This is a genomic window from Streptomyces sp. NA02950, assembly GCF_013364155.1.
In the GTDB taxonomy this organism is placed as follows: domain Bacteria; phylum Actinomycetota; class Actinomycetes; order Streptomycetales; family Streptomycetaceae; genus Streptomyces.
Genome location: NZ_CP054916.1, coordinates 6,450,290 through 6,476,035 on the forward strand (window position 1 = coordinate 6,450,290; position 25,746 = coordinate 6,476,035).

Consider the following 25,746-nt stretch of genomic DNA (forward strand, 5'->3'; position numbering starts at 1 on the left):
GGGAGTCATACCGGGGTAGGGGGTGACCCGGGGGAACTGTGCGACACCCCGTGAGGCATGCACCACCGCAACGGATCGGCACCCGCCCCTCGGCGGCGCGGCGGACGGCGGGGCGCCCCTCGCAAGCCGCCGCCCGCGCCGGCCTGGCGGCCGAATGCCGACTGGAGACAGCTGCCGCTGTTCGGACAGGTCCCGCGCGACTACGGCCGCCTCGACCCCTCCGGCGTCGACTTGACCAGCCCCTGGCTGACCTGGGCGAAGTACCTCGCTCACCGGTTCGCCGAGGCACGGGGCTGGGGACGCAACATCCGCTTCGGCGTCAACCGTGGCCTGGCCCTTGTCCTCACCGGGTACGTCGAGGGCGACGCCATCCGGCACAGCGAGATCTTCACCCCGCTCCGGTCCCGCGACCTCCCGGTCGGCCACGTCGTCACGGTCCTGGAGGAGATGGGGATCTTCGAGGACGACAGCGAACCCTCCTTCGAGGGCTGGCTCGCCGAGCGTCTGCAGGGTCTCGCACCCGGCATCCGCTCGGAGGCCGAGCGCTGGACCCGCGTCCTGCGTGACGGTGGCCCCGCAGCCTCCCGCGACGGGAAGGCACGGTCTGGCTCTACCTCAACCGTGTCCGGCCGGCCCTGCTGGAATGGTCGGACCGCTATGACCACCTGCGGGAAGTGACCCGCGACGACGTCCGGACCTACATTAAGACACTGCACGGCCACCACCGGCGTGACCAACTCGTGGCCCTGCGCTCGCTGTTCTCCTGGGCCAAGCGGAATGGGCTGCTTTTCCGCAACCCGACCAGCCGGATCAAGGTCGGCCAGTACGAGTACGGCGTGCTCCAGCCGCTGGTCCCCGCCCAGGTCGGCCGGTCCGTCGCGGCGGCCACCACCCCGGCAACACGACTCATCCTCGCCCTCGCCGCGGTGCACGCCGCCCGGGTCGCCCAGATCGGCATGCTCATGCTCGACGACGTCGACCTCGGCAACCGACGGCTGACCACCGCCGGACGCTCCGCCCGCTCGACGACCTCACCCTGAAACTGCTGCTGGACTGGCTGGAGCACCGGCGAAACCGGTGGCCGAGCACCGCGAACCTCCATCTGCTGATCAACAACCAGACCGCCACCAAGACTAGCCGCGCCAGCAACCACTGGATCAGCTCCTCGATGCGCAGCCAGGACGCGACGCTGGAGCGGCTCCGCGTCGACCGGCAGCTCGAAGAGGCGCTGACCCACGGGCCCGATCCGCTTCACCTCGCCGAGGTGTTCGGGCTCGACGAGAAGACTGCGATGCGCTACGCGGACTCCGCACGGGCACTACTGGAACAGGCAGCCGAGCACTCGGCATCGCCCTCAGGAAGAGAACTTGGCCCGGATTGACGCGACTTGGAGTCGGCGCCAGCAGATCCTTGGGAGAGGCGCAGGCACTCATCCCAGGCTTCAAGAAAGCTCTCGTAGGTGTTGAGGCGTTCTTGGCGCATCCAGTGACCGTGCTCGACGGCACCTTGGTCCTGTACTTGCCGCCGGACGGCTTCGGCGTTCTTTTCCGTGCCGAACTTAGCTGCCCGCCCGCGCGGAGCAACCTCACCGCTGCTTCATCAATGACGACAGAGGGTGTCGGGTTTACGGCCGACGATGGACGTATGCGCGAAACCCCAGAAGAACTCAACAAGCTCCAGTCCCTCCTCGACTCCTCCCTCTCCGGCTCGACCGCACACCTCCGCTCGATCGTCGAGGGCCGCACCATCACGGCGGCGCAGCTCACCGGGGTCCTCACCGGCATGTGCACGCTCGCCCTCTCCACGGTGACCGCAAAGGGCGAACCGCGGATCAGCGGCGCCGACGGGCACTTCCTGCACGGCCGGTGGCACTTCGGCACGGCGCGCAACGCCGCCAAGGCCCGTCATCTCGCGGCCCGTCCGGCCGCCAGCGTCGCGCACATGCGCGGCGAGGACCTCGGCGTGTTCACCCACGGCACGGTGGAGGAGCTGAACCCCGAGGACGCCGAGACCACGGCCGACTGGCAGGAACTCCTCGCCTACTTGAAGGACTTCTACGGCGACGACGCCTTCGACTGGAACCGCGAGGTCGTCTACTACCGGCTGAACCCGCACTGGATGACCGTCTACGCCCCCGACCTCGACAAGCTCACCGGCACGTGACGCCGGGCCCGTCGACGAGGGCCTGCACCTGCGCGTACGTGGGTGCGGGGCCGGTCGACGGCGCGCCGTCGCGTACCGCCAGCGCCGTGGCGACGGCCTCGCCCACCGCCCGCCGGTACAGCAGCGACCCGAGGCTGCCCCGCCCCCAAGCTCTCAACTCCTTCCCCAAGCTCGCAACTCCGCTTCGCTGCGTTCGAGCAGGGGGCCGCTCGGCGTCTTGCCGGTCCAGGGGGCCAGGAACGGCAAGGTCGCGAGTTGGCCCCGAACCCACGGAAGCAACTCCGCAGAGCACGACGACGGACCCTTGAGTTCCCACCGAGAACCCTTCAGTTTGCGTGAACTTACGGGACTCACCGGGCCTCAGTAGTTGCGGTACAGAAAGTGCCGCTGAAATTGATCTTGCTGACGCTGGACTGCTTCGCGGGTGCTTGGAGCTGGCGGGGTACGGCGCCCGACCGCAGTTCCGCAGGTCGGGGATGTGGTTGTAGAGGGTGCCCGGGGAGACACCGAGGAGCTTGGCGATCGAGGTGATCGAGCGGCCGGGGTCGGGCAGCGGATCGCGGGCGGCGCGGATGATCTCCTCGGTGGCGACGCTGGGGCGTCCGCCGACGCGGCCGCGGGCGCGGGCGGCGGCCAGGCCCTCGTTGGTGCTGATGACGATGAGCTCGCGGATGAACTCCGCCAGGGCGGCGAGACGTGGAAGACGAGCCGGCCGCCGGGGGTGGCGGTGTCGAGTGTTCTCGTGCAGCGAGGTGAAGCCGATGCCTCGCTCGCGCAGTTCGGCGACCATGTTGATGAGGTCCTGGAGGCTGCGGCCGTAGCGGGCGTACCCGATCTTGATTTCGGTGCGGAGGAGCGGTTCGGCGACGAGGAGGTCCGGCTCAGCCGGTTCGAGGGCGGTCATGGCCCCGGGTCATGTCAGAAAACGGTGGTCCGGGGTTGTTGAATGCCCCTGGTTTTGGAGGGGTTTTGAGCCCCTGCGGGGTCCGGGCGGCCCCGCGCGGCGATCTTCAGAAAACGAAGGTTTCTTGCCGAACCGGCAGGTGTTCAGGCGGACCGGAGGATAGTGCGGATGGCTTCCGCAACCGGCAGAGCGAAGGCACCCAGGAGGTGCAGGTCGAGCGAGACGAGAAGGAAAGCATCAGCTCGCCGCGGGTCTTCGCCGTCCTCGCACGGGGCGTCTGCCGTCGAGGGTGCGTGGGCGTTGCTATGTCATTTCGCCGGCGTCCGTGACGATGCGGACGAGGGTGTCGACGAGTTCGTCGGTGGTGGTCTGCCACTTGTCTGTGTCGAGGTAGCCGCTGAGCTCCATGCCCGCGATGCCGTGGGCGCTGGTCAGCAGCAGGGCGCCGTAGTGCCGTGCGTTCCGCTCTCCCACGAGGGCGGCGACGATGTCCAGGAACTCGTCCTGAAAGCGTTCGGCCGCGCGGTCGGCCACGGCCGGGTCGCCTTCCGGCCCGCATAGCTGACGCCGGATGCGATCCATCCCGTCACCGAGTGGCCCAGGAAGGTTTGCGCGCCGCCTGAACAACACCTGGTACAGGTGCGGCTGGTTACGGCCGACGTCGATGAGGGCGCGGAGAGCGCCGCGCAGCTTCTCGGAGGCAGACAGGGCCGGGTCGGTCCGAAGGGCGTGCACCTGGTCGCCGATCCGTTCCCAGCTCTTGGCCGCGATGGCGGTCAGCAGGCTGTCCTTGCCCGTGAAGTGCCGGTACGGCGCTCCCCGGGTCACGCCTGCCCGCGCGCCCACCTCGCGCAAGGTGACCGCTTCGGGGCCGCCGAGGTCGAGGAGCTCGGCGGCCGCGTCGAGCAGAGCGCGGCGGGTGGCGGCGGCGGACTCCGCACGGGTAGTCATGACGTCCATCATACAGTTGACAGTGTCATCTGAACCGGTACCGTATCCAAGATGACAACGTCATCTGAAACCCAGAAGCTGATCGTCGTAACCGGAGCCTCCACGGGCATGGGCGCGTCAGCCGCCCGCGAACTGGCTCGCCAGGAATTTCACGTCCTGGCCGGCGTGCGACGCGACCGTGACGCCGACGCCATCCGATCGACCGGCATCGAGCCGGTCATCCTCGACATCACCAAGTCCGAGCAGGTGGAGGCACTCGCCGCGCGGGTCGCCGACGACCCGCGCCCGCTGCACGCGCTCGTCAACAACGCCGGCGTCCAGGTGAACGCCCCGGTCGAAGCCCTGCCGATGACGGAGTGGCGGCGGGTGTTCGAAGTCAACCTGTTCGGCCACATCGCCGTCACTCAAGCGCTCCTACCCGCGCTGCTGCGCAGCAAGGGTCGTGTGATCAACATCAGCTCGGTCGGCGGCAAGTTCGCCATGGCCACATACGGCGCGTACGCCGGCGCGAAGTTCGCCCTGGAGGCGGTCAGCGACTCGCTCCGCCGGGAGGTCGCTCCGCTGGGCGTACAGGTGGTCGTGGTCGAGCCCGGCGGCGTCCGCACGGAGATGGCTGCCCGCGGGGTCGAGACGGCGAACCACCTGGCTGCCCGGATGACGCCGGAGCAGGACGAGCGCTACGGCAGCCTGGTCCAGGCGAACAACAAGTTGATGACCTCGGGCACTGCTTCAGGCCTGACCGCCGACGCCGCCGCCCGGGTCATCACGAGGGCCGTGACGACGCGTAGACCGCGCACCCGCTACACCGCCGGCCGGGATGCCGCCCTGATCATGCGCCTGGGCCCGATGCTGTCCGACCGCACGCTCGACCGCGTCCTCGCCGCCAACCTGCGCCGCCACTACCCGAAGGGAGCCGTTGGCCGACGAGGACTCCACGAACGACTCCGTCCCCTGTGGTGCGGCCACCGGTGAGCTCACAGTCAACGGACAACTTGCCCTCCTGCCCGGGACGAGGACTCTCCCGACGTCAAGCCGCGGGCTCAAAACGCGGACAGCAGCCAGGCCGACGCCTCATCGTCCCCGGATGGTGATCACCGTACGAGGTGCCACGGGCGTGCCGGCCCCTACGGCCCGCCGGGCGACACCAGCCCCGATTCATATGCGAAGATCACCGCCTGCGCCCGGTCGCGCAGTTCCAGCTTGGCCAGCACCCGGCCGATATGTGTCTTCACCGTCTGCTCGGCCAGCACCAGCGATTCGGCTATCTCCTGGTTGGACAGCCCGCGCGCGATCAGCTCCAGCACCTCCGTCTCCCGCGGGGTCAGCCCGCCGCGGCGCAGCGCGAGGGTGTTGTTGCGGCGGGACGCCGGGCGCTGGCGGGCGAAGTCGGCGATCAGACGGCGGGTGACCGAGGGGGCGAGCAGCGCCTCGCCCGCCGCCACCACCCGCACCGCGGAGATCAGATCGGCGGGCGGGGCGTCCTTGAGCAGGAAGCCGCTGGCCCCGGCGCGCAGCGCCTCGTAGACGTAGTCGTCCACGTCGAAGGTGGTGAGCATCAGCACCTTGGGCCGGTGGACGACCCCGCGCGGGGGGTCGAGCAGTTGGCGGGCCGCCTCCAGGCCGTCCATCTCGGGCATCCTGACGTCCATCAGCACCACATCGGGGTGGGTGCGCCTGCTGACCTCCACACCCTGCCGTCCGTCGGGCGCCTCGCCGACGATGTCGATGTCGCTCTGCGCGGCGAGCAGCGCGGCGAACCCCGCACGCACCATCGCCTGGTCGTCGACGATGATCACCTTGATGGTCATGGATCCGTCTCTTCGGGGCTACGAGGGTTCTTCGAGGTCTACGAGGGGGAGCCGGGCCGCGACGCGGAAACCGCCGTCGGGCAGCGGGCCGGTGTCGAGCATCCCGCCCACCAGCCGGACCCGCTCGACCATGCCGACCAGGCCGTGGCCGGTGCCGGTGGTCTCCAGGGGAGTGGTCGGCACACCGGCGGGCGGCCCGTTGACGACCAGGACGGTGAGCGCGGCGGGATCCCCGGCGGCCGAGACGGAGACCCGGGTGGCGGCGCCGGGCGCGTGCCGCACCACGTTCGCCAGCGCCTCCTGCACGATCCGGTACGCCGACAGCTCCACCGCCTGCGGCAGCGGGCCGAGTCCGGCGACGGCGTCCGCGACGGTCAGCTCGGTCGGGATCCCGGCCCGTACGGTGGCCTCGACCAGTTGGGGCACCTGGCGCAGCCCCGGCTGCGGCGCCCGCTCGCCGCGGGTCTCCTCGCTGCGCAGTACGCCCAGCAGCCGCCGCATTTCGGCGAGGGACTCCCGGGCGGTGTCGGCGATGGAGCCGAACTCCCGCTCCGCGTCGGGCGGGAGGCCGCCGATCCGGTAGGGCGCGCTGTCCGCCTGCACGGTGATCACGGACATGTGATGGGCGACCACGTCGTGCAGTTCGCGGGCGATTCGGGCGCGTTCCTCCAGCAGGGTGCGGTGGGCGCGTTCGGCCTCGCTGATGGTCTCCTGCTCGGCCAGCCGCCGCTGGACGTCCCCGCGTTCGCGCAGCGCGCCGCCGATCAGCAGCACCACACCGCTGAGCACGAACAGCAGCACTCCGCTGCTGTCGGCCCCGGTGTCGAAGCCCGTGCCGAGTGCGAGTCCGGCGCCGCCGGTGACCAGCCACACCGCCACCAGCGTGGGCCGCGGTTCGCGCAGCGCGAGGGCCAGCATCAGGAAGAGATAGCCCACGATCCCGGCGGGCAGCCAGGGCCAGACGCGGTGCTCCATACCGGGGTCGAGCACCATCATCGCGCCGAGCACATCGCTGATGATGGTGATCCACCACGCCTGGAGGGGGCGGGTGACGGCGAGCAGCAGTGGGGTGGTCTGGGCGATGGCCAGCAGGGTGGCGGTCCCGCCGGACTCCTCGTAGTCGTTGGTGAGGACCTGGGCGGAGACCGGGACCAGCACCGCGGTGAGCACCATCGCCACCCCGTACGGCAGTCTGCGCAGCCAGCGCCGGGGCGACTGGGCGAACAGCGGGGTGGCCGGATAGCTGGGTGTCGTCAGGGCGCGGAGCAGGGTGCCCACCTGCCGCCGGGCGGCCGCGAACAGGCCCTCGTGCGCGGTGGAAGTGGGGGCCGTGGCGGGCGCGTTGGCCGGGGCGGCGTCGGCGGGGGCGTAAGAGCGGCTGGACATGGCGGATTCAGCGTAGGCTCCGCGGCGCGCCCGCACGTCATACCTGGGAGTCGGATGCGGGTCATACCTGGGTATCGGTGCGGTGGCGGTGCCGGAGCGGTCCCTCGCCGTGCTACAGCTCCGCCAGCAGCTCGGCCTTCTTCGTGCTGAACTCGTCGTCCGTCAGCAGCCCCTGGGTGTGCAGTTCGCCGAGGTGGCGGATGCGTTCGGCGATGTCGGCCGGGTCGCGGCGGGGGCCCGGGGGACGGGCCGGCACGGGGGCGCTCTCGGTGCCCTGCCCCGCGTTGCCGGCCCGTACGGCCTCCAGCACGGCGGCGGCGAACGGCAGCGACTGGTGGACCAGGCCGTAGCCCATCCCGAACACCACGGCGGCGGGATCGTGGTCGGCCCGGCCGGCGGGGCGGTCCTCGGTGGCGCGCTCGATCAGCCGCAGATGGCCGTTGCCGTTCTTGGCGGCGCCCTCCTTGGGGGCGGGGCCCGCGGAGCCCTTGCTCTCCGGTGAGCACCACTCCACACCGCTCAGCTCGTCGACCCGGAAGCGCTGGTCCCCGGCCTTCCACTTGGCCGAGGAGGCTCCGGTCCAGAACCAGCGGAAGGAGATCTCCTTGCCGTCGAAAGACGCCTTGCCGTCGTACGCCTTGAAGGACATCGGGGGCGCGGGCGCGGTGACCAGATGGGTTTCGGCGGGGGTGTCGGCGTCGCGGGCGAGCGCGCCGCGTATCTCCTCCGCGTAGTACTCGGCCAGCGTCTCGCGCTCGGCGGGCAGCACCAGCCGGTACGGGTCGTACGCCTCTTTGAGCTGGCCGTCGGCGGCGTCCATCAGCGGGTCGGCGCCGGGTCTGGGCACGGCGCGCAGCACCACGGTGCCTCGTTTGCCGGGAGCGAGCTCCACCGCGGACAGCGCCTCGAAGGGAACGCGGCGTTCGCCGAGCGCCTGGAGCAGCTTCGGCGTGCGGATCCCCCGTTCGAAGCGGATGAGCACGGAGTCGGTGTCGAACTCCCAGACGGTCTGAAAACCGGCCAGCACATCACCCATGCGGCTCATCGTATGCGGCGGTGGCCCGCCCGTCCTCCCTTGAGCGCTACGCGCGTCGCGTGTGTGGTGTGCGATCAGGTCAGCCCGGCGGTGCATTCGTCACCGTCCGCGCAGCTCACGGACTGGACCGCGCCGACGCCCACCCGCGCCAGGTTGTCCAGGCTGGTCGTACCGGGCTCGAAGTACCCGGCGTGGCCGTCCGCGCCGTCGGCGGACAGCCTGCGGGCGCCGAAGCCGGAGGAGACCGGGTCGGCGCCGTGGCCGAGCCCGCCGACCTCCAGGTGCGGGATGTCCTGGATCCAGTCCCCGGAGTCGCGCATCGCCCAGACCCGGGCGCTGGTGCCCAGGTCGGAGGCGTGGTCGGCGCGCATTCCGGGACTTCCGGCCACCGCGATGTCGGTGACGCTGGGCGGCAGGTCACGGGCGGCGACACCGCACACCACCGAGCCGTAGCTGTGGCACATCAGCGAGACCCGGGAGGGCGCGGGCAGCGCGTTGACCAGGGCTCGCAGCCGCAGTGCGCCCTGGGCGGCAAGTTTGCCGGTGGCGGCGTCCATGCCGATGCCCGCCGGGGTGGTGTAGTCGGCCCAGGCGATGACGGCGGTACGGGTCTCCGGGGCGTTGGTCCGCTCGTTTCGGTAGAGGGCGCGGGCCATGCCGACCGTGGCGGCGTACGGCTTGTCACTCTTCTGGAAGGTCAGGATGTTGGTGTCCACCCCCGGCACCACGACCGAGACCCGGCCCGCGTGCGCGAGGTCGCCGAAGACCTCGGCGGCCCGGCCCTGGCCCGAGGGGTCGAAGGAGAGGATCTGGCGGCCGGGGCCGAGCAGATCCTGGTAGCGGTGCATCCGGCGGGTGGCGTCGTTGCGGCCGAGCGGGGTGAGCCTGTTGTCGTGCATCCGCTCGCGCTCCACGGCCCGGGCCTGGATCAGGGCGACCCGGTTGGCGCGGTAGCGCAGCCCCACCGGCGCGCCGTTGAGATTGCCGACGACGAGCGGATAGCGGCGTACGAGGCGGCTGGTCTCGGCCTTGCTCAGCGTGTCGAACCAGCGGCTCAGCCGCCGTGGCGAGGAGTACGGGTCGGGCAGCCGGTGACCGTCCAGGGACGCGTGGCGCCAGGCGTCGACCGACGCGGCGAGCGGGTCCCGGTCCCCTCTCTGGGCCCGTACGGCCGTCCAGCCGGTGGTGGCGAGCAGGACGAACACCACCGCCAGGGCGAGCAGCGCGCGCCAGGCGGTGGAACCGGGAGAGGGGGAGCTGAGCTCCGAGAAGGAAGTCACCGCGGGACACACTAGGAGAAGCGCGGTGGTGGTCGCCAAATGCCGTGAGTCATATCACGTTTGGGGGCCACCCAACGTGGGGGCTATGTCCGATTTAATCGTTTTTGCTCCAATGTTCGGCGAGTGCCGGTCCCACATGGTCGAGTTGGCGGGCGGCGATGTCCCGCAGCGCCGCCTGGCTGGTGTCGTCACCCTCGCCCCACAGCTTCCCGGTGACCCGGACCGCCCCGCCGAACATCGCCACCACCAGGCGCGGGCGCGGGTCCTCGTCGATGTCCAGCCCCTCGCGGCGGGCGATCTCCCGGGCCAGCCGCTCCTCCAGCTCCATGGTCCGGCGCAGATGCACCGCGAGCAGGGCGGGGGTCGACTCGATCACCCGGTACATCCGCAGATGGAGTTCGGTGGGCACCAGCTCCTCGAGGGTCTCGCCCATCCGGTCCCACGCGTCCAGGACGGCGTTGCGCAGGGCGTTCAGCGGTGCCTCGTCGGCGGGCCGGTCGCACAGCGCGTCGAAGCACAGCGCCTCCGCCGCCCCCTGGGTGGCGAAGGCGACCTCCTCCTTGTTGGCGAAGTACCGGAAGAAGGTGCGCTGGGAGACGTCCACCGCCTCGACGATCTCGTCGATCGTGGTCTCGTCGTACCCCTGACGGGTGAACAGCTCGAAGGCGGTGCGCACCAGGGCGCTCCGGGTGCGCCGTTTCTTCCGCTCGCGCAGTCCGGTCGGCGCGGGCGTCACCACCGCCGCTCCCGCCTCGTCCGTTGTCACCTGTCGGCTCTCGCTTCCTGCTGCGTTCGGGCTGCTCACGATACCTGTGGGGAAGTAGTCAGCAACCCGCGGATGAATCCGTTTGTCAAATGTCAGAGGCTGACATTAGCCTCCGGACATGACGTCTTCGACCACCGCCGCCGGTACGGCGGCGGAACCTCCGCCCATATCCGACCCCCGCAAGGGGCTGCGGGGTCATCCCTGGCTGACGCTGCTGACCGTCGCCTTCGGGGTGGCCATGGTCGCCCTCGACAGCACCATCGTCGCCATCGCCAACCCCGCCATCGCCCAGGACCTCGGCGCCTCGCTCGCCGACGCCCAGTGGATCACCAACGGCTATCTGCTCGCCCTGGCCGTCGCGCTGATCACGGCGGGCAAGCTGGGTGACCGCTTCGGCCACCGGCAGACCTTCCTCATCGGTGTTGTCGGCTTCGCGCTCTCCTCCACGGCCATCGGTTTCTCCTCGACCGTTCCGCTCGTGGTGTCCTTCCGGGTGCTCCAGGGCCTGTTCGGCGCGCTGCTGATGCCCGCGGCGCTCGGCCTGCTGCGCGCCACCTTCCCCGCCGAGAAGCTCAATATGGCGATCGGCGTCTGGGGCATGGTCATCGGCGCCTCGACCGCGGGCGGACCGATCGTCGGCGGGCTGCTGGTCGAGCACGTCAACTGGCAGTCGGTCTTCTTCATCAATCTGCCGGTGGGTCTGCTCGCCCTGGCCCTCGGCCTGTTCATCCTGGTCGACCACCGCGCCGAGAAGGCCCCGAAGTCCTTCGACATCCCCGGCATCCTGCTGCTGTCCGGCGGGATGTTCTGCCTCATCTGGGCGGTCATCAAGTCCTCGGAGTGGAGCTGGGGCGACCCCGCGACGCTGCTCTTCCTGGGCCTCGCGGCGGTCTGCTTCGTGGTGTTCGCCTTCTGGGAGACCCGCACTCCCGAACCGCTGATCCCGCTCGGCATGTTCCGCTCCGTCCCGCTGTCGGCCGGGACCGTGCTGATGGTGCTGATGGCGTTCGGCTTCATGGGCGGACTCTTCTTCGTCACCTTCTACCTCCAGAACGTGCACGGGATGAGCCCGGTCAAGAGCGGGCTCCACCTACTGCCGCTGACCGCGATGATGATCGTGTCCTCGCCGCTGGCGGGCGCCGTCATCACCAAGGTCGGACCGCGGGTTCCGCTGGTGGTCGCCATGTCGCTGACCGCGGTCGCGCTGTTCGGCGCCTCCACGATGGACGTGGACGCCTCCACCACGGAGATGTCCCTGTGGTTCGGTCTGCTCGGCCTCGGCCTCGCCCCGGTGATGGTCGGTGCCACCGAGGTCATCGTCGGCAACGCGCCGATCGAGCTGTCCGGTGTCGCCGGAGGTCTCCAGCAGGCGTCCATGCAGGTCGGCGGCAGCATCGGGACGGCCGTCCTGGGTGCGGTGATGGCCGCCGAGGTGGACGACGAACTGCCCGGCAAATGGGCCGGCGCCAAGCTGCCGCCGGTCTCGGGCGAGCAGATGTCCAAGGCGTCCGAGGCGGTCGAGGTCGGCCGGGCGCCGATCGCCAAGGGCACTCCGCCGGAGCTCGCGGGGAAGATCACCGGCGTCGCACATGACACCTTCGTGTCGGGGATGAGCCTCGCGTTCGTGGTCGCCGGGGTGGTCGCGGTGATCGCCGCCGTGGTCGCGGCCTTCACCAAGCGCGGGGCGAACGCGGAGGCGGGCGCCGGGGCGGGACATATCTGACCCGTACGGGATCCCCCGGATACCTCTGAGGGAAACCGGTTGCGGAATCCGGGTGGGACACCCCCTATCAGGGTGACCCTCGCTCAACTCCGTGGCGCACAGCGGGAGTCGGCCGACAGGCTGACTCCCGTTTCTGCTGTGTCCACACGGGGAGTTCGTTCACCATGCGCCCAACGCGCCCGACGCGCGCCATCGTCACCACGACCGTCACCGCGGCCCTCTCCGCGCTCGCCCTGGCCCTCACGGCGGCCACGGCGGCACCGGTCCACGCCGCACCGCCACCACGGCTCGGCGACTGTGACGCCGGACAGCTGTGTCTGTGGCACGGAACCGGCTTCACCGGACCGCGCCAGGTCCATGAACTGGCCGGCACCGACATCGAGAGCTGTGTCGCCCTGCCGTCCGGCGGCTGGGCCGCCTCGCTGGCCAACCGCACCGGGCGGCCGGTCACCGCGTACCAGAGCGCGGAGTGCGCCGAGACCGGTGAGTTCCGTACCTATCCCACCGGCACCTGGGCCCCGGAAACCGCTTACCGGGTACGGGCCTTCAAGATCTGGGAGCGCTGAGGACCGGCGCCGGGCGGGCTGGAGGTCCAGCCCGCCCGGCGTCCGGGCAGTGCCCGCGACGGGAGCATCCTAGACAGCTGTCTATGTATTATGAGCACCTGTCTATGAAGTGGGGGCACCGATGGAGACGACCGCGCATGTGCTGGTTGGCCTGGTGGCCGCCCTGCACGCGTACATCCTGGTACTGGAGATGTTCCTGTGGGAGAAGAAGCCGGGCCGTGAGCTCTCCGGCTTCGATGCGGCCCTGGCCCGCGCCACCGCCCCGCTGGCCGCCAACCAGGGCCTCTACAACGGATTCCTGGCGGCCGGGCTGGTCTGGGGCCTGGCCGCCGGGGACCCGACCGGGCTCCGGGTCCAGGTCTTCTTCCTCGCCTGCGTGCTCGTCGCCGGGCTGTACGGCGGCCTCACCACGAACCGGCGCATCCTCGTCGCGCAGGCGCTGCCCGGGGGGCTGGCGCTCGCCGCCGTCCTGCTGGCCCGGTGACCGCCGTGCAGGCCGACCCCCGCACCGCCCGGACCCGGGCCAAGCTGCGCCAGGCCCTGCTGGAGGAGTGCGGCCTGCGCCCGCTGGCCGCGGTCAGCGTCGCCGCCCTGGTACGCCGGGCCGGGGTCGGCCGCGCCACCTTCTACCTCCACTACACCGACCTGGAGGCGCTCGCCGTCGACGCCTGCGCGGATATCGTCCGCGATGCGGTGGACGCCCTGCACGCCTGGCGCGGCACCCCCGACCCCGCCACCCCGCCGCCCGCCCTGCGCACCTTCTTCGACCAGCTCACCCCGCACGCCGGCCTCTACCGGGAACTCCTGCGCCCGGGCGGCGGCGGCCCGCTCGGCCTGGTACTCCACCAGGATCTGCGCGCCCGCAGCCACACCGAACGCACGCTGGCCGGCGCGCCGGAGCCGGAACTGGTGGCCTCGGCCGTGGCCGCGACCTTCGCCGGGGTGCTCGCCGACTGGCTGCACGGCCTCATCCGGGCCACTCCCGCCCAGATCGCGCAGCGGGTCTGGTGCCTGCTCGTCACCCTGCACCGCGCCCCGCTGCCCTGACGGGCCCGCCGCTCCGACGGCCGTCGCCTGCCGTGGTGTTCACCCGTCCTCGGTGCGTCCCGGACGCCTCCGCACGCCCGTGGAGCTACGTCCGCCTGCCGCGGGAGGGGTGGCGGCAGCGAGGGGATGTCCGGCGGTCCGCCGAGACGGGTGGCACGGTGGCCGTCGCGTGGAGCTCTACGGGGTGGGCTGGACCGTGATGTCGTAGCTACGTTGCTCCAGCGGAGGCTTGTCCCGCTCCCAAACCCGGCGGTGTGCCAGGTGCAGACGGGCCCGGCCGGGCCGCACCCCCGCCAGGGTGAACAAGGTGTCGGCGGAGGTGCCGAAGGGGCGGCCTGCCAGTTCCTCGGCCGGCGGGCGCCCCTGGACGACCTCGACGGCCTCCGCGTCTCCCTGTAGTTGCCAGGTCCAGGTGTAGCCGGCGGCGCTGAGCGTCGGCAGCCGCAGCTCCTGCCGTTCACCGGGCCGGAGAGTGAGGGTCCTGTGCGGGGCGGTCATGCGGGCGGTCCGTTCGACGGGGGCAGGAGCCCCGGGCCGCGGGCGGCTCGGGGCCTCGTGCGCGGCGGTCAGGCCTGGCCGATGACCGGGCCCTCGTGCCAGCCGGCGCCGTCGCGCCAGTAGTGCTGCAAGCGGCGGTCGGTGCGGAGCACGACGATCTCCAGGTTGAAGCCGAAACTGCCTTCGACCAGTCCGGTGACCGCGGCTATATCGTGGCCGAAGACGGCGCTGCAGTGCCAGCTCATGTCGGCCGAGTTATTGCGCCACCAGTGTTGTACGCGGCCGCCGGCGGCCACGCACAGCTCGAAGTTTCCGGTCCCGTTCTCGGTGGCCATGCCGTACTGGCCCTGGATCATCACGGGCGGGCCGGCGATCCCGGAGCCGAAGAGCGGTCCCGGCCGCCACACCATGCCGTGGTCGTTGTCCCGCCACCAGTGCTGCATCTGGCCGGTGCCCAGGGTGCACACCAGCTCGAAGTTTCCCTGGGTGCCGTAGGTGCTCTGCACCAGTGAGGCGCCGCTGAAGGCGACATGGGAGCCGAACGTCGGCCCCGCGTGCCAGCCGCCGCCGTCGCGCCACCAGTGCTGGAGCACGCCGGTGCCCAGCCGCACCACGACCTCGAAGTTGCCGGGCGCGCCGTAGTTGGACTGGATGAATCCGGGCACACCCGCTGCGTTGGCCGGGCCGAAGATGCCGCCGTCGTTCCACTTGCCGCTGTTCTGGTCCAGCCACCAATGGTGCAGCCGACCCGCGTCCGTGAGGTGCACCGACTCGAAGTTGCGGTTGAAGGTAGTGCTGGTGAGTGTCGGGCAGCACGCGGCGTCCAGGCCGAACTCGGATGCCTGCGCCCACGGGAAGCCCGTTGCCGTGTTGTCCCGCCACCAGTGCCGGATGCGCCGGCCTTCGGCGGTGGCCAGCATTTCGAAGTTGCGGTGGGTGGCACCGTTTCCGCTCTCGTAGAGGTTGCCGTTGTGCAGGCGGCGCTTGGTCCACGGGTCGGGGTTGGTGGACAGCACGCCGTATTTGGCGAACTCGTCGATGCGGATCTCCCCGTAGCCGATGCGGACGTAGCCTCCGTCGCCCCAGGCACGCCCCCAGGAGTTCTTGGCGATCCAACACCGGTCAGGGTCGCTGTAGCCGACGATCGCGACGCAGTGCAGGCCCGCGATGTGCGACACCGTCTTGTGGTAGACGCCGGTGCGGTAGGCGAAGAAGTCGTCGGGCACCTCGATGCAGCAGCTGATCGGACCGACCGTGTCCAGCCAGCGCTTCTGGTCGTCGGTCGACCCCAACTGGGTATATCCGTCCATCTTCACCGTCCGTCCCGAGCGATCCGCTGTCGGCCGGTACGGGGCGTTGTCCGTGTGGTAAGGCCAGCAGGCCGGGTCGGCGATCCCGTGTCCCTTGATCCAGTCGAAATAGGTGTTCGGCCAGGAACCGTCCGCGCACCGCAGGCCCTGGCCGTCATGGGTGTCGCCCTCGGAGCGCACGGTCCATACGGCGTGCTCTATCCGCACCCGGCTCTCGACCACCGCGGTGGTTCCGAACGCCACGCAGGACCCGCACGGGTTCTGGTCCCTGACCTGGGTGACCCAGTTGGTTCCCCAGCGGTTGCGCCAGTCCACTTGGGCGCTGAACCCCGCCTCGTCGACGCCGTTCTGCGGCGCGGCACGGGCAATGAGGTTCTGGTCGACGGCGAGTGGCCCGCTGGGCAGCCCGAGTGCCGCCCGACGGGCGGCCAGCATCTGGTTGGTTGTCGGATTCTGCCGCAGCAGTGCGGCCAGGTCGACCGGCGGCGCTTCGGCGGCCGGCACCAGGTGCTCGTCGCTCGGAACGCCCAGCGCGTACACCGGCACCTGCGCCTCGTCGCCCGCCCCTTCGTTGACGTTCCAGCGCGCCTCGCCGCGGTGCAGTGCCGTGCGGATTTCTCCGTATGTGACCATGGAAATCTCTTCCCCCCAATTCCGGGCCGCACCGTTCTGCTCCGGAGACCGCCTACGGAAAGCGTTTTCGGCGCGGCTGCCCGCCCCTTCGCGCTGCTGCTCCGCAGTGCGCAGGGGCGCTGGACTCGTGTCCCGATTTTTCGGGCAACGGTCAGGAACATAGCCACGACCGAAGGAGCGTCACAATGGGCCGGTAGGGGAATTCCGGATCCGTTTGAATGATTTTTTCTCACTGCGAACGCTTGTCTGGTGGGCGCATTTGTCTGGAGTTACGGGAGTGAACTGAAGGGCAGGTCGGGACGCACCCGGGCATCCCAGGCGGGTCGTCTCCGACCCGATCGGGCCCCTCCAGGAGCTGGTCGCGGCCGCACTGCTTCTGGTGCTTGGCTGAGCAATTACCAGACGCTCAGGTCGGCTTTACACCTGGCTCAGGCGCATGGTCGGCTGACTGCCGTCCTCATGAATGAATTCCAGGCCTCAAAACGCCCCGCATAAGCGCACGGCTGTACCCGGCCGGTGACGCCGTCTACAAGTACGGGGGGTGCCGACGACGTGTGGTCGGTACCGGGCGACTCCGGCTCGGTCACGATCCGCCAGGGCGACGACTCTGCCGTCGCCCTGAAGTGAGCCGGGAGCACACGAAACGCGGGGCGGGCTGGAGGTCCAGCCCGCCCCGCGTCCGGTCATATCCGGTCAGCGCCGTCGCGGACGGCTACGCGTCGCCGCCCGCCGGGCCCGGGTCGGCCGCGGCCACGTCCAGCAGCTGGTAGCGGTCGATCGCCTGCTTCAGCGCCGAGCGGTCGATCTTGCCCTCCTTGGCCAGCTCCGTCAGCACCCCGAGCACGATCGACTCCGCGTCGATGTGGAAGAAGCGGCGCGCCGCTCCCCGGGTGTCGGCGAAGCCGAAGCCATCGGCGCCCAGCGACTGGTAGGTGCCCGGCACCCATCGCGCGATCTGGTCCGGAACGGCACGCATCCAGTCGGAGACGGCCACCTTCGGGCCCTCCGCGTCCGCCAGCTTCCGGGTGACGTACGGAACGCGCTGCTCCTCCTCCGGGTGGAGCAGATTGTGCTCCTCGGCCTCGACCGCGTCACGGCGCAGCTCGTTCCAGGAGGTCGCCGACCAGACATCGGCCTTCACGTTCCAGTCCTCGGCGAGCACGCGCTGGGCCTCGACCGCCCACGGCACCGCGACACCGGAGGCGAGGATCTGCGCCGGGATCGCGCCCTTCTCGCCCTCCTTGAAGCGGTGGAGTCCCTTGAGGATGCCCTCGCGGTCCACGTTCTCCGGCTCGGCCGGATGCTGGATGGGCTCGTTGTAGACGGTGAGGTAGTAGAAGACGTCCTCACTGTTCTCGCCGTACATCCGGCGCAGACCGTCCTGCACGATGTGGGCGATCTCGAAGCCGAACGCCGGGTCGTACGCGACGACCGCGGGGTTGGTCGAGGCCAGCAGCTGGGAGTGGCCGTCGGCGTGCTGGAGACCCTCACCGGTCAGGGTCGTACGACCGGCGGTCGCGCCCAGGACGAAGCCGCGCGCGAGCTGGTCGGCCATCTGCCAGAACTGGTCGCCCGTGCGCTGGAAGCCGAACATCGAGTAGAAGACGTAGACCGGGATCAGCGGCTCGCCGTGGGTGGCGTAGGCCGAGCCCGCCGCGATCAGCGAGGCCGTACACCCCGCCTCGGAGATGCCGTCGTGCAGCATCTGCCCGGTCGGGGACTCCTTGTACGCCAGCAGCAGTTCACGGTCGACCGACTCGTAGGTCTGGCCCAGCGGGTTGTAGATCTTCGCCGAGGGGAAGAGCGAGTCCATGCCGAAGGTGCGGTACTCGTCCGGCGCGATCGGTACAAAGCGCTTGCCGATCTCCTTGTCCCGCATCAGGTCCTTCAGCAGCCGGACGAACGCCATGGTGGTGGCGATCGACTGCTGGCCGGAGCCCTTCTTCACCGCCGCGTAGGTCTTGTCGCCCGGCAGCGCCAGCGGCTTCGCGCGCACGACACGGGTCGGCGCGTAGCCGCCCAGCGCCTTGCGGCGGTCGTGCATGTACTGGATCTCCTCGGAGTCCCGGCCCGGGTGGTAGTACGGCGGCAGACCGGACTCCAGCTCCTTGTCCGGGATCGGCAGGTGCAGCCGGTCGCGGAAGCCCTTGAGGTCGTCGACGGTCAGCTTCTTCATCTGGTGGGTCGCGTTGCGGCCCTCGAAGTTCGGGCCGAGCGTCCAGCCCTTGACCGTCTGGGCCAGGATCACGGTCGGCTGGCCCTTGTGGGCCTTGGCCGCCGCGTAGGCCGCGTAGATCTTCCGGTGGTCGTGACCGCCGCGGCCCAGGTGCAGGATCTGGTCGTCGGTCATGTGCTCGACCATGGAGCGCAGCCGCTGGTCGTCACCGAAGAAGTGGTCGCGGATGTAGGCGCCGGTCTCGGTCGCGTACGTCTGGAACTGACCGTCCGGCGTGGTGTTGAGCTTGTTGACCAGCAGACCGGTGCGGTCCTGGGCGAGCAGCGGGTCCCAGCTGCGGTCCCACACCAGCTTGATCACGTTCCAGCCGGCCCCGCGGAACTGCGACTCCAGCTCCTGGATGATCTTGCCATTGCCGCGCACCGGGCCGTCGAGCCGCTGGAGGTTGCAGTTGACCACGAAGGTCAGGTTGTCCAGGCCCTCACGGGCGGCCAGGGAGAGCTGGCCGAGCGACTCCGGCTCGTCCATCTCGCCGTCGCCGAGGAACGCCCACACATGGGAGGCGGAGGTGTCGGCGATACCGCGCGACTCCATGTAGCGGTTCATCCGGGCCTGGTAGATCGCGCCCAGCGGGCCCAGGCCCATGGAGACGGTCGGGAACTCCCAGAAGTCCGGCATCGACCGCGGGTGCGGATAGCTGGACAGGGCGTGGCCGGCCTTGGACTTCTCCTGACGGAATCCGTCCAGGTGCGCCTCGGTCAGCCGGTCCAGCAGAAAGGCCCGGGCGTAGATGCCGGGGGAGGCATGGCCCTGGAAGAAGATCTGGTCGCCGCTGTCGTTGTCCTTGCCGCGGAAGAAGTGGTTGAAGCCCACGTCGTACAGCGAGGCGGAGGAGGCGAAGGTGGCGATGTGGCCACCCACCCCGATGCCCGGACGCTGGGCCCGGGAGACCATCACCGCCGCGTTCCAGCGGGTCGCGTTCAGGATCTTGCGCTCGATCTCCTCGTTGCCGGGGAAGAACGGCTCGTCCTTGGTGGCGATCGTGTTGACGTAGTCCGTGCTGCGCATCTCGGGCACGGCCACCCGCTTCTCGCGGGCGCGCTCGATCAGGCGAAGCATCAGGTAGCGGGCACGTTCCCGGCCACGCTCATCGACGGCTGCGTCGAGCGAGTCGAGCCACTCCTGGGTTTCCTCGGGATCGAAGTCCGGGACCTGGCTGGGAAGGCCGCCAATGATGATCGGGTTGCGATCGGATCCGGAAGCCACGCTATTCCTTCGCTTTTCGGTCGTGCGGTGCACGGAGATGGATTCGTGCTCTATTGGTCGCGCCGGTCTCCATCGTGTACCTCGGGTACGGGATACGTCATCTCTACTGGGTGGTAACCGCCACCTGGCGAGATGGGCGCTGCGGGCCGGTCGGGTGTGACGGCCAAATCGCAACCTTACGCCCACGACGGAGGGCACCTGCGTACGACCGTTCGGCTCCGGGTCGGCGTAGGGTGGCGATACACACACGTAAGCCGGACATAATGGGGCAATCGAGGCGGCTACCCGCTGATTCGCGCCGTTCCTCCATGATGGGAGTTGCGGCGAGACGTCAACGTTTGGGCGGGATCGCTGGCCGGGTACTTGCGCGATCCGCCCGGCCCGTGTGGACTACGCCCCATGCCCCTCGCGTACGCGCGCGGGGTCGCCGGATCCGAAGAGTGAACGAAAGATGACAGGAGGCAATCCGTGAGCGCGACCGCGGACCACGCGGAGGAGCGGACCAACCTGGCCGCGAGGCTGGGTTTCCAGCCCGAGCAGGTGGTCCAGGAGATCGGCTACGACGACGATGTCGACCAGGAGCTCCGCGAGGTCATCGAGGAGATCACCGGCCAGGAGCTCGTCGACGAGGAGTACGACGACGTGGCCGACGCCGTGGTGCTGTGGTTCCGAGAGGACGACGGTGATCTGACGGACGCGCTGGTGGACGCCATCCAGATGATCGACGACGGCGCCCCGGTGTGGCTGCTGACGCCCAAGACCGGCCGTGACGGCTATGTCGAGCCGAGCGACATCAACGAGGCCGCGACCACCGCCGGCCTGTCCCAGACCAAGAGCTTCAACGCGGGCAAGGACTGGACCGGCAGCCGCCTGGTCACCCCGAAGGCCGCCCGCACCAGCAAGCGCTGAGACCGGGAAACCACACAGCCGAGCCCCCCTCCGTTCGCTTTCGGAGGGGGGCTCGGCGCGTAGGGTGGACGCCACCGTAACGGATCACATGAGCGAGAGAGCGAAGGGACATCCCATGGCGATAGAGGTCGGTACCAAGGCCCCCGACTTCGAGCTGAAGAGCCAGCACGGAGAGACGGTCAGGCTCTCCGACTTCCGGGGCGAGAAGAACGTCGTGCTCCTCTTCTACCCGTTCGCCTTCACCGGCGTGTGCACCGGCGAGCTGTGCGCCCTCCGCGACGAGCTGCCGACCTTCGTCAACGACGAGGTGCAGCTGCTCGCGGTCTCCAACGACTCGCCCTTCAGCCTGCGTGTCTTCGCCGAGCAGGAGGGGCTGGAGTACCCGCTGCTGTCGGACTTCTGGCCGCACGGCGAGGCCAGCCGCGCCTACGGCGTCTTCGACGAGGAGAAGGGCTGCGCGGTGCGCGGCACGTTCGTGATCGACAAGGAGGGCGTGGTGCGCTGGACCGTGGTCAACGGTCTGCCCGACGCCCGGGACCTCAACGAGTACGTGAAGGCCCTCGAGACGCTCTGAGTCTCGGCCGCAAGCCGCGAAACCCTGTAGCCGCCGGGAACCGCTCACTAGGATCGACGCGTTGATCCTTATGGGTTCCGCAAGGCTCACCGAAGGTATCCGCATCCACCATGAGGGGGCACGCAGTGCTCCTGACGAACCTTTTTTGGGAGGACTCGTGGGAGTCAGCCTCAGCAAGGGCGGCAACGTCTCGCTGTCAAAGGAAGCCCCGAACCTGACCGCGGTCATCGTCGGTCTGGGCTGGGACGCCCGCACCACCACGGGCACCGACTTCGACCTCGACGCCAGTGCCCTGCTGACCAACGCCGAGGGCAAGGTCGGCAACGACCAGAACTTCGTGTTCTTCAACAACCTCAAGAGCCCGGACGGCTCCGTGGAGCACACCGGTGACAACCTCACCGGTGAGGGCGAGGGCGACGACGAGCAGATCAAGGTGAACCTGGCCGGGGTCCCGGCCGATGTCGCCAAGATCGTGTTCCCGGTGTCGATCTACGACGCCGAGTCCCGCCAGCAGAGCTTCGGCCAGGTGCGCAACGCGTTCATCCGCGTCGTGAACCAGGCCGACGGCAATGAGCTGGCCCGCTACGACCTGTCCGAGGACGCCTCGACCGAGACCGCCATGGTCTTCGGCGAGCTGTACCGGAACGGGGCGGAGTGGAAGTTCCGCGCCATCGGCCAGGGGTACGCCTCGGGGCTGCGTGGCATCGCGCAGGACTTCGGCGTCAACGTCTGACGAGCGCCGCCACGGCGATCCGTGGACCGCGCGTGCGCACCTCGGGTGGGCGCCCGCGGCCGCGACGGCACCACCGCGCCCGGCGCCGCATCCCTGCACCCAGGCAGGAGTGCGGCGCCGGATGCGCTTCGCGCACGCAACACCCGGGGAGGAACCAGGATCATGGGCGTTACGCTCGCCAAGGGAGGCAATGTCTCCCTCTCGAAGGCCGCGCCGAATCTCACACAGGTGCTCGTCGGCCTGGGTTGGGACGCGCGCTCCACCACCGGAGCGCCGTTCGACCTCGACGCCAGCGCACTGCTGTGTCAGAACGGGCGGGTGCTCGGAGACGAGTACTTCGTCTTCTACAACAATCTCAAGAGCCCCGAAGGCTCGGTGGAGCACACCGGTGACAACCTCACCGGTGAGGGCGAGGGTGACGACGAGTCGCTGCTGATCGACCTCAGCCAGGTCCCGGCCCAGGTCGACAAGATCGTCTTCCCGGTCTCGATCCATGACGCCGATGCCAGGCGTCAGACGTTCGGGCAGGTCAGCAATGCCTTCATCCGGGTGGTGAACCAGGCCGACGGTCAGGAGCTGGCTCGCTACGATCTCTCCGAGGACGCCTCCGGCGAGACCGCGATGATCTTCGGCGAGGTCTACCGCTACGGCGGTGAATGGAAGTTCCGGGCCGTGGGGCAGGGGTACGCGTCGGGGCTGCGCGGCATCGCTCTAGACTTCGGGGTCAACGTTTCGTAAAGCCGCGTACAGCGCGCGGGGGAGACCTTACGAAGAAGGATTGGGTTGCCTGTGCTCCTCAAAACCTTTGGTTGGTCGTTCGCCGTAACGGCGGGCGGTCTGGCCTTGGCCGGCGTCCTCTGGGGGTGGAAGGGGCTCGCGATCGTCGGGATCCTCTCGATCCTGGAGGTTTCGCTCTCATTCGACAACGCGGTCATCAATGCGGGCATTCTGCGCAAGATGAACGCCTTCTGGCAGAAGATCTTCCTGACCATCGGCATTCTGATCGCCGTCTTCGGTATGCGCCTCGTCTTCCCGGTGGTGATCGTCGCCATCACCGCGAAGATGGGGCCGCTGGAGGCCGTGGATCTCGCGATCAACAACAAGGACAAGTACGAACACCTGGTGACGGCCGCGCATCCGGCGATCGCGGCCTTCGGCGGGATGTTCCTGCTGATGATCTTCCTCGACTTCATCTTCGAGGATCGGGACATCAAGTGGCTGGCCTGGCTGGAGAAGCCCCTGGCCAAGCTGGGCAAGCTGGATACCTTCTCGATCGTGATCGCCCTGGTGACCCTGCTGGTCGCCGCGACCACCGTGGCCACCGATGTGGCCCACGGCGGCGGTGACAAGAGCTCCACCGTGTTGCTCTCCGGTGTCGCCGGTCTGGTCACCTATCTGATCGTCGGCGGTATCTCGGGCTACTTCGAGGACAAGCTCGAAGAGGAGGAGGACGACGAGGACGAGAGCGACGAGAAGAGCGGCAAGGACGACGCGGAGGAGCCGGCCCCGGCCGCGAAGAACGGCCGGAGCGGTGGCGCCACCGTGGTCGGCCTGGCCGGCAGGGCCGCGTTCTTCATGTTCCTCTACCTCGAGGTCATCGACGCGTCGTTCTCCTTCGACGGCGTCATCGGCGCCTTCGCGATCACCAACGACATCTTCGAGATGGCGCTGGGTCTGGGCATCGGCGCGATGTACATCCGGTCGCTGACCGTCTATCTGGTCCGCAAGGGCACCCTGGACGACTACGTCTACCTGGAGCACGGCGCGCACTACGCCATCGGCGCGCTCGCCCTGATCCTGCTCGCCACCATCAAGTACGAGATCAACGAGGTCATCACCGGCCTGGTGGGTGTGGTGCTGATCGGCGCCTCGTACTGGTCCTCGGTGGTGCGCAACCGCCGGGAACACGAAGCGGGCGAGGGTTCCGAGCCAAAGACGGAAGTCACCTCCGGAGTGTGACCGGGGGGCGTTTGAGGAACGCTCTGAGCGGGGCGGCCGAGAGTTTTCAGCTCCCGGCCGCCCCGCGGCAGTTCACGCAGGCGGAAGCCATGAAGGGTGGGGGTGCGCACGATGGCGTTCTGGAGCAACTGGGGGCGGTCCGCGTGGCGCGAGTTCGACAGTGGTGACGCGTCCGGAGTGGTCGAGCTGACCAAGCGGCACTCCGTGATCTCCCTGACCAAGCAGGGCGCCGCCAGCGGCAACCTCCGGATCAACCTCTCCTGGCAGATGCGGACCTCGGACTTCAACGAGTCCGGGCGCGGCTCGCTGCGCCATCCGCTGCGGATGTTCAAGCCCGCGGTGGTGCAGGCCCAGGGGCCCGCCATGGTCAACGTCGACCTCGACCTGGCGGTGATGTACGAGCTGAAGAGCGGCTCCAAGGGGGTGGTCCAGCCGCTCGGCAACTTCTTCGGCAATCTCAACGAGCCGCCGTACGTCAAGCTCAGCGGGGACGACCGGTTCGGATCGGGCTCCGGCGAGACGATCTACATCAACATGGACCACAAGGACGACATCAAGCGGCTGCTGGTGTTCGTCTACATCTACGACGGCACCCCCGCCTTCGACCGCACCCATGGCATGGTCACGCTCTACCCGAGCAATGGCCCCCGGGTGGAGATCGCCCTGCACGAACGGGCCCCGCAGGCCCGCTCCTGCGCCGTGGTCATGATCGAGAACGTCAAGGGCGAGATGGTGGTGCGCCGCGAGGTGAAGTACGTCTACGGCTTCCAGGCCGAGCTGGACCGGCTGTACGGCTGGGGTCTCCAGTGGGGCCGCGGCTACAAGGCCAAGGTGTAGCCCCGCGCCGCGCCCTCTCCGGCCCCGGCCGGGGCCGGAGAGGTCCCGCTAGCGGTTCTGGAACTGCGGCCCCTGCGGCGGCAGCGTGAAGTTGGGGTCCGGCACCGGCGCGGGCAGCGGAGGCGGTGGCGGTACCGGCCCGGTCCGTTGCACCTGCTGCGGATAGCCGTACGCGGGCGGCTGCGGATAGCCGTAGGACGGCTGTGGCGGGTAGGGCTGCTGCGCCGGCGGCTGCGGATAGCCCGCGGGCGGCGGCGGGGGTGGCGCGCTGGGCTGCGGCGGCACATAGCCGTGACCGTCCCCCTGCGCCGCGGCGGGCGTCATCCGCTGCGGGTCCCACGGGTCCGGGGTCGGCCCCGGGGGGTGCGGCTGGGGGTGCGGCGGCGGATAGCCGTAGCCGGGCGCGGGTGCCTGCGGCGGCAGCGCCTGGGTCTCGGCCTGCGACGGGGTGGGGGAGGACGAGGGGGCCGGTGCGGGAGGCGGAGTCGGGGAGGGGGGCGACGGCGGTGCGGCGGAGGCGGACGGGGGCTCGGTCGCGTCCTCCGGCTCACCCGGCGCGGGCGCCGCGCCCTCGTCCTCGCCGTCGTCCACCGAGATGCCGTACTCGGTGGCCAGACCGACCAGTCCGGTGTCATAGCCCTGGCCCAGCGCGCGGAACTTCCAGCTGTCCTCGCGCCGGTACAGCTCCCCGCAGATCAGTGCGGCTTCCCTGCCCGTCTCCGGCTGCACCTCGAAGATCGCGATCGGTTCCGCGTCGGTCGCGGCCGACGCGTCGTACAGCACCAGGCTCAGATCCCGTACCTGTCCGAAGGTGCCGCCGTCCGCGGACGCGGCCAGCACCACCCGGCGCACCCCCGCCTCCAGGCCGGACAGCTCGGCCTCGATGGTGTCGGTCAGCCCTTCCGGCAACCGCTTCTTGGGCAGATGGCGGACCAGGCCCGAGGGGTGCCGCGGCTGGTTGTAGAAGACGAAGTCCTCGTCCGAACGCACGCGGTCGTCCTCGGCCAGCAGCAGCGCCGAGGCGTCGACATCGGGTACGTCGGTGCCGGGGGTCCAGCGCAGCACCGCTCGTATGGCCGTAGTCTCGAGCGGGATGTTCGATCCCTTCAGCATCGCGTGCGTCATGGCCGCAATCCTGCCCTCCCGGACGGCCCCGGGACAACGCAGGGTGCGGGGGCGGAGGCGGTGCGCGTCCGGTGTGCGGAAGGACGCGGCGGCCGG

General features: G+C 69.7%; 26 protein-coding genes. 15 read left to right on the plus strand and 11 right to left on the minus strand.

The features are described from left to right. Positions 1–57 precede the first annotated feature (57 nt). The 4 genes from HUT19_RS43265 (at position 58) to HUT19_RS28290 (ending at position 2,163) form a co-directional block, all read left to right on the plus strand. Positions 58–678 carry a hypothetical protein gene (locus HUT19_RS43265; RefSeq protein ID WP_254885830.1) on the plus strand — a complete coding sequence of 207 codons (621 nt, stop codon included), beginning with the start codon at positions 58–60 and terminating at the stop codon, positions 676–678. Further along, a complete protein-coding gene (locus tag HUT19_RS43270) occupies positions 675–1,040 on the plus strand; it encodes a hypothetical protein (protein ID WP_254885831.1) in 366 nt (121 codons plus the stop codon). Before HUT19_RS43265 ends, HUT19_RS43270 begins: the two co-directional genes overlap by 4 nt. Positions 1,041–1,168: 128 nt before the next feature. Further along, complete coding sequence (locus HUT19_RS43275) at positions 1,169–1,381, plus strand: hypothetical protein (protein ID WP_254885832.1); 213 nt, start codon at positions 1,169–1,171, stop codon at positions 1,379–1,381. A 263-nt stretch (positions 1,382–1,644) separates the two neighbouring features. Beyond that, entirely contained in the window at positions 1,645–2,163 is a 519-nt protein-coding gene (locus HUT19_RS28290; RefSeq protein WP_060943813.1) for a pyridoxamine 5'-phosphate oxidase family protein, read from the plus strand. Here the strand turns inward: HUT19_RS28290 and HUT19_RS43280 are convergent. Further along, a complete protein-coding gene (locus tag HUT19_RS43280) occupies positions 2,150–3,067 on the minus strand; it encodes a recombinase family protein (RefSeq protein WP_254885833.1) in 918 nt (305 codons plus the stop codon). The two genes, HUT19_RS28290 and HUT19_RS43280, sit on opposite strands and share 14 nt — an antisense overlap. A 303-nt stretch (positions 3,068–3,370) precedes the next feature. Continuing rightward, on the minus strand, positions 3,371–4,018 hold the full coding sequence (locus tag HUT19_RS28305) for a TetR/AcrR family transcriptional regulator (protein ID WP_217712289.1): 648 nt from the start codon (positions 4,016–4,018) through the stop codon (positions 3,371–3,373). Between the two features lie 51 nt (positions 4,019–4,069). Here HUT19_RS28305 and HUT19_RS28310 point away from each other — a divergent pair, with 51 nt between their 5' ends. Continuing rightward, positions 4,070–4,990 (plus strand): SDR family NAD(P)-dependent oxidoreductase, encoded by a 921-nt coding sequence (locus HUT19_RS28310; RefSeq protein ID WP_176183155.1) that lies wholly within the window; start codon positions 4,070–4,072, stop codon positions 4,988–4,990. Between the two features lie 152 nt (positions 4,991–5,142). Here HUT19_RS28310 and HUT19_RS28315 read toward each other — a convergent pair whose 3' ends face one another. The 5 genes from HUT19_RS28315 to HUT19_RS28335 form a co-directional block, all read right to left on the minus strand. Further along, entirely contained in the window at positions 5,143–5,826 is a 684-nt protein-coding gene (locus HUT19_RS28315; RefSeq protein ID WP_176183156.1) for a response regulator transcription factor, read from the minus strand. A gap of 18 nt (positions 5,827–5,844) precedes the next feature. After that, a complete protein-coding gene (locus tag HUT19_RS28320) occupies positions 5,845–7,212 on the minus strand; it encodes a sensor histidine kinase (RefSeq protein WP_176183157.1) in 1,368 nt (455 codons plus the stop codon). Positions 7,213–7,324: 112 nt separating this feature from the next. Continuing rightward, positions 7,325–8,248 (minus strand): DUF4429 domain-containing protein, encoded by a 924-nt coding sequence (locus HUT19_RS28325; protein WP_176183158.1) that lies wholly within the window; start codon positions 8,246–8,248, stop codon positions 7,325–7,327. Positions 8,249–8,322: 74 nt separating this feature from the next. Next, entirely contained in the window at positions 8,323–9,528 is a 1,206-nt protein-coding gene (locus HUT19_RS28330; RefSeq protein ID WP_176183159.1) for an alpha/beta hydrolase, read from the minus strand. 94 nt (positions 9,529–9,622) lie between these two features. After that, complete coding sequence (locus HUT19_RS28335) at positions 9,623–10,294, minus strand: TetR family transcriptional regulator (protein WP_176183160.1); 672 nt, start codon at positions 10,292–10,294, stop codon at positions 9,623–9,625. A 118-nt stretch (positions 10,295–10,412) separates the two neighbouring features. Here HUT19_RS28335 and HUT19_RS28340 point away from each other — a divergent pair, with 118 nt between their 5' ends. The 4 genes from HUT19_RS28340 (at position 10,413) to HUT19_RS28355 (ending at position 13,630) form a co-directional block, all read left to right on the plus strand. Further along, on the plus strand, positions 10,413–12,017 hold the full coding sequence (locus tag HUT19_RS28340; RefSeq protein WP_176183161.1) for an MFS transporter: 1,605 nt from the start codon (positions 10,413–10,415) through the stop codon (positions 12,015–12,017). Positions 12,018–12,181: 164 nt separating this feature from the next. Continuing rightward, complete coding sequence (locus HUT19_RS28345) at positions 12,182–12,583, plus strand: peptidase inhibitor family I36 protein (protein WP_176183162.1); 402 nt, start codon at positions 12,182–12,184, stop codon at positions 12,581–12,583. Positions 12,584–12,704: 121 nt separating this feature from the next. Next, complete coding sequence (locus HUT19_RS28350; protein WP_176183163.1) at positions 12,705–13,067, plus strand: DUF1304 domain-containing protein; 363 nt, start codon at positions 12,705–12,707, stop codon at positions 13,065–13,067. A 5-nt stretch (positions 13,068–13,072) separates the two neighbouring features. Then, complete coding sequence (locus tag HUT19_RS28355; protein ID WP_176187400.1) at positions 13,073–13,630, plus strand: TetR/AcrR family transcriptional regulator; 558 nt, start codon at positions 13,073–13,075, stop codon at positions 13,628–13,630. Between the two features lie 177 nt (positions 13,631–13,807). On the opposite strand, the gene HUT19_RS28360 is transcribed toward HUT19_RS28355, so the two are convergent. From HUT19_RS28360 to aceE, 3 genes are all read right to left on the minus strand, one after another. After that, a complete protein-coding gene (locus HUT19_RS28360; RefSeq protein WP_176183164.1) occupies positions 13,808–14,128 on the minus strand; it encodes a protease inhibitor I42 family protein in 321 nt (106 codons plus the stop codon). Between the two features lie 68 nt (positions 14,129–14,196). Next, complete coding sequence (locus HUT19_RS28365; protein ID WP_176183165.1) at positions 14,197–16,071, minus strand: C1 family peptidase; 1,875 nt, start codon at positions 16,069–16,071, stop codon at positions 14,197–14,199. A gap of 712 nt (positions 16,072–16,783) precedes the next feature. Beyond that, positions 16,784–19,513, minus strand: a complete 2,730-nt coding sequence (gene aceE / locus HUT19_RS28370; RefSeq protein ID WP_176183166.1) for a pyruvate dehydrogenase (acetyl-transferring), homodimeric type — start codon at positions 19,511–19,513, stop codon at positions 16,784–16,786. Positions 19,514–19,981: 468 nt separating this feature from the next. On the opposite strand from aceE, the gene HUT19_RS28375 reads away from it, so the two are divergent. From HUT19_RS28375 to HUT19_RS28400, 6 genes are all read left to right on the plus strand, one after another. Beyond that, the gene (locus tag HUT19_RS28375; protein WP_176183167.1) at positions 19,982–20,422 is read left to right on the plus strand and encodes a DUF3052 domain-containing protein; all 441 of its coding nucleotides are present in this window, start codon (positions 19,982–19,984) and stop codon (positions 20,420–20,422) included. A 115-nt stretch (positions 20,423–20,537) separates the two neighbouring features. Then, a complete protein-coding gene (locus tag HUT19_RS28380) occupies positions 20,538–20,996 on the plus strand; it encodes a peroxiredoxin (RefSeq protein WP_176183168.1) in 459 nt (152 codons plus the stop codon). A 157-nt stretch (positions 20,997–21,153) separates the two neighbouring features. Further along, a complete protein-coding gene (locus HUT19_RS28385) occupies positions 21,154–21,729 on the plus strand; it encodes a TerD family protein (protein WP_176183169.1) in 576 nt (191 codons plus the stop codon). Between the two features lie 162 nt (positions 21,730–21,891). Then, the gene (locus tag HUT19_RS28390; protein WP_176183170.1) at positions 21,892–22,467 is read left to right on the plus strand and encodes a TerD family protein; all 576 of its coding nucleotides are present in this window, start codon (positions 21,892–21,894) and stop codon (positions 22,465–22,467) included. A 51-nt stretch (positions 22,468–22,518) separates the two neighbouring features. Further along, the gene (locus HUT19_RS28395; protein WP_176183171.1) at positions 22,519–23,688 is read left to right on the plus strand and encodes a DUF475 domain-containing protein; all 1,170 of its coding nucleotides are present in this window, start codon (positions 22,519–22,521) and stop codon (positions 23,686–23,688) included. Between the two features lie 111 nt (positions 23,689–23,799). Beyond that, positions 23,800–24,525, plus strand: a complete 726-nt coding sequence (locus tag HUT19_RS28400; RefSeq protein ID WP_176183172.1) for a TerD family protein — start codon at positions 23,800–23,802, stop codon at positions 24,523–24,525. A gap of 48 nt (positions 24,526–24,573) precedes the next feature. Here HUT19_RS28400 and HUT19_RS28405 read toward each other — a convergent pair whose 3' ends face one another. Beyond that, positions 24,574–25,650, minus strand: coding sequence for a TerD family protein (locus HUT19_RS28405; protein WP_176183173.1), 1,077 nt, complete (start codon positions 25,648–25,650; stop codon positions 24,574–24,576). Positions 25,651–25,746: the final 96 nt, after the last annotated feature.

What these genes read in the sequence shown, in the direction of transcription:
- HUT19_RS43265 (WP_254885830.1), top strand. Translation starts at nt 58, where the DNA reads ATGCACCACCGCAACGGATCGGCACCCGCCCCTCGGCGGCGCGGCGGA.
- HUT19_RS43275 (WP_254885832.1), top strand. Translation starts at nt 1,169, where the DNA reads ATGCGCAGCCAGGACGCGACGCTGGAGCGGCTCCGCGTCGACCGGCAG.
- HUT19_RS28290 (WP_060943813.1), top strand. Translation starts at nt 1,645, where the DNA reads ATGCGCGAAACCCCAGAAGAACTCAACAAGCTCCAGTCCCTCCTCGAC.
- HUT19_RS43280 (WP_254885833.1), bottom strand. Translation starts at nt 3,067, where the DNA reads ATGACCGCCCTCGAACCGGCTGAGCCGGACCTCCTCGTCGCCGAACCG.
- HUT19_RS28305 (WP_217712289.1), bottom strand. Translation starts at nt 4,018, where the DNA reads ATGACTACCCGTGCGGAGTCCGCCGCCGCCACCCGCCGCGCTCTGCTC.
- HUT19_RS28310 (WP_176183155.1), top strand. Translation starts at nt 4,070, where the DNA reads ATGACAACGTCATCTGAAACCCAGAAGCTGATCGTCGTAACCGGAGCC.
- HUT19_RS28315 (WP_176183156.1), bottom strand. Translation starts at nt 5,826, where the DNA reads ATGACCATCAAGGTGATCATCGTCGACGACCAGGCGATGGTGCGTGCG.
- HUT19_RS28320 (WP_176183157.1), bottom strand. Translation starts at nt 7,212, where the DNA reads ATGTCCAGCCGCTCTTACGCCCCCGCCGACGCCGCCCCGGCCAACGCG.
- HUT19_RS28325 (WP_176183158.1), bottom strand. Translation starts at nt 8,248, where the DNA reads ATGGGTGATGTGCTGGCCGGTTTTCAGACCGTCTGGGAGTTCGACACC.
- HUT19_RS28340 (WP_176183161.1), top strand. Translation starts at nt 10,413, where the DNA reads ATGACGTCTTCGACCACCGCCGCCGGTACGGCGGCGGAACCTCCGCCC.
- HUT19_RS28345 (WP_176183162.1), top strand. Translation starts at nt 12,182, where the DNA reads ATGCGCCCAACGCGCCCGACGCGCGCCATCGTCACCACGACCGTCACC.
- HUT19_RS28350 (WP_176183163.1), top strand. Translation starts at nt 12,705, where the DNA reads ATGGAGACGACCGCGCATGTGCTGGTTGGCCTGGTGGCCGCCCTGCAC.
- HUT19_RS28360 (WP_176183164.1), bottom strand. Translation starts at nt 14,128, where the DNA reads ATGACCGCCCCGCACAGGACCCTCACTCTCCGGCCCGGTGAACGGCAG.
- HUT19_RS28365 (WP_176183165.1), bottom strand. Translation starts at nt 16,071, where the DNA reads ATGGTCACATACGGAGAAATCCGCACGGCACTGCACCGCGGCGAGGCG.
- HUT19_RS28380 (WP_176183168.1), top strand. Translation starts at nt 20,538, where the DNA reads ATGGCGATAGAGGTCGGTACCAAGGCCCCCGACTTCGAGCTGAAGAGC.
- HUT19_RS28390 (WP_176183170.1), top strand. Translation starts at nt 21,892, where the DNA reads ATGGGCGTTACGCTCGCCAAGGGAGGCAATGTCTCCCTCTCGAAGGCC.
- HUT19_RS28400 (WP_176183172.1), top strand. Translation starts at nt 23,800, where the DNA reads ATGGCGTTCTGGAGCAACTGGGGGCGGTCCGCGTGGCGCGAGTTCGAC.
- HUT19_RS28405 (WP_176183173.1), bottom strand. Translation starts at nt 25,650, where the DNA reads ATGACGCACGCGATGCTGAAGGGATCGAACATCCCGCTCGAGACTACG.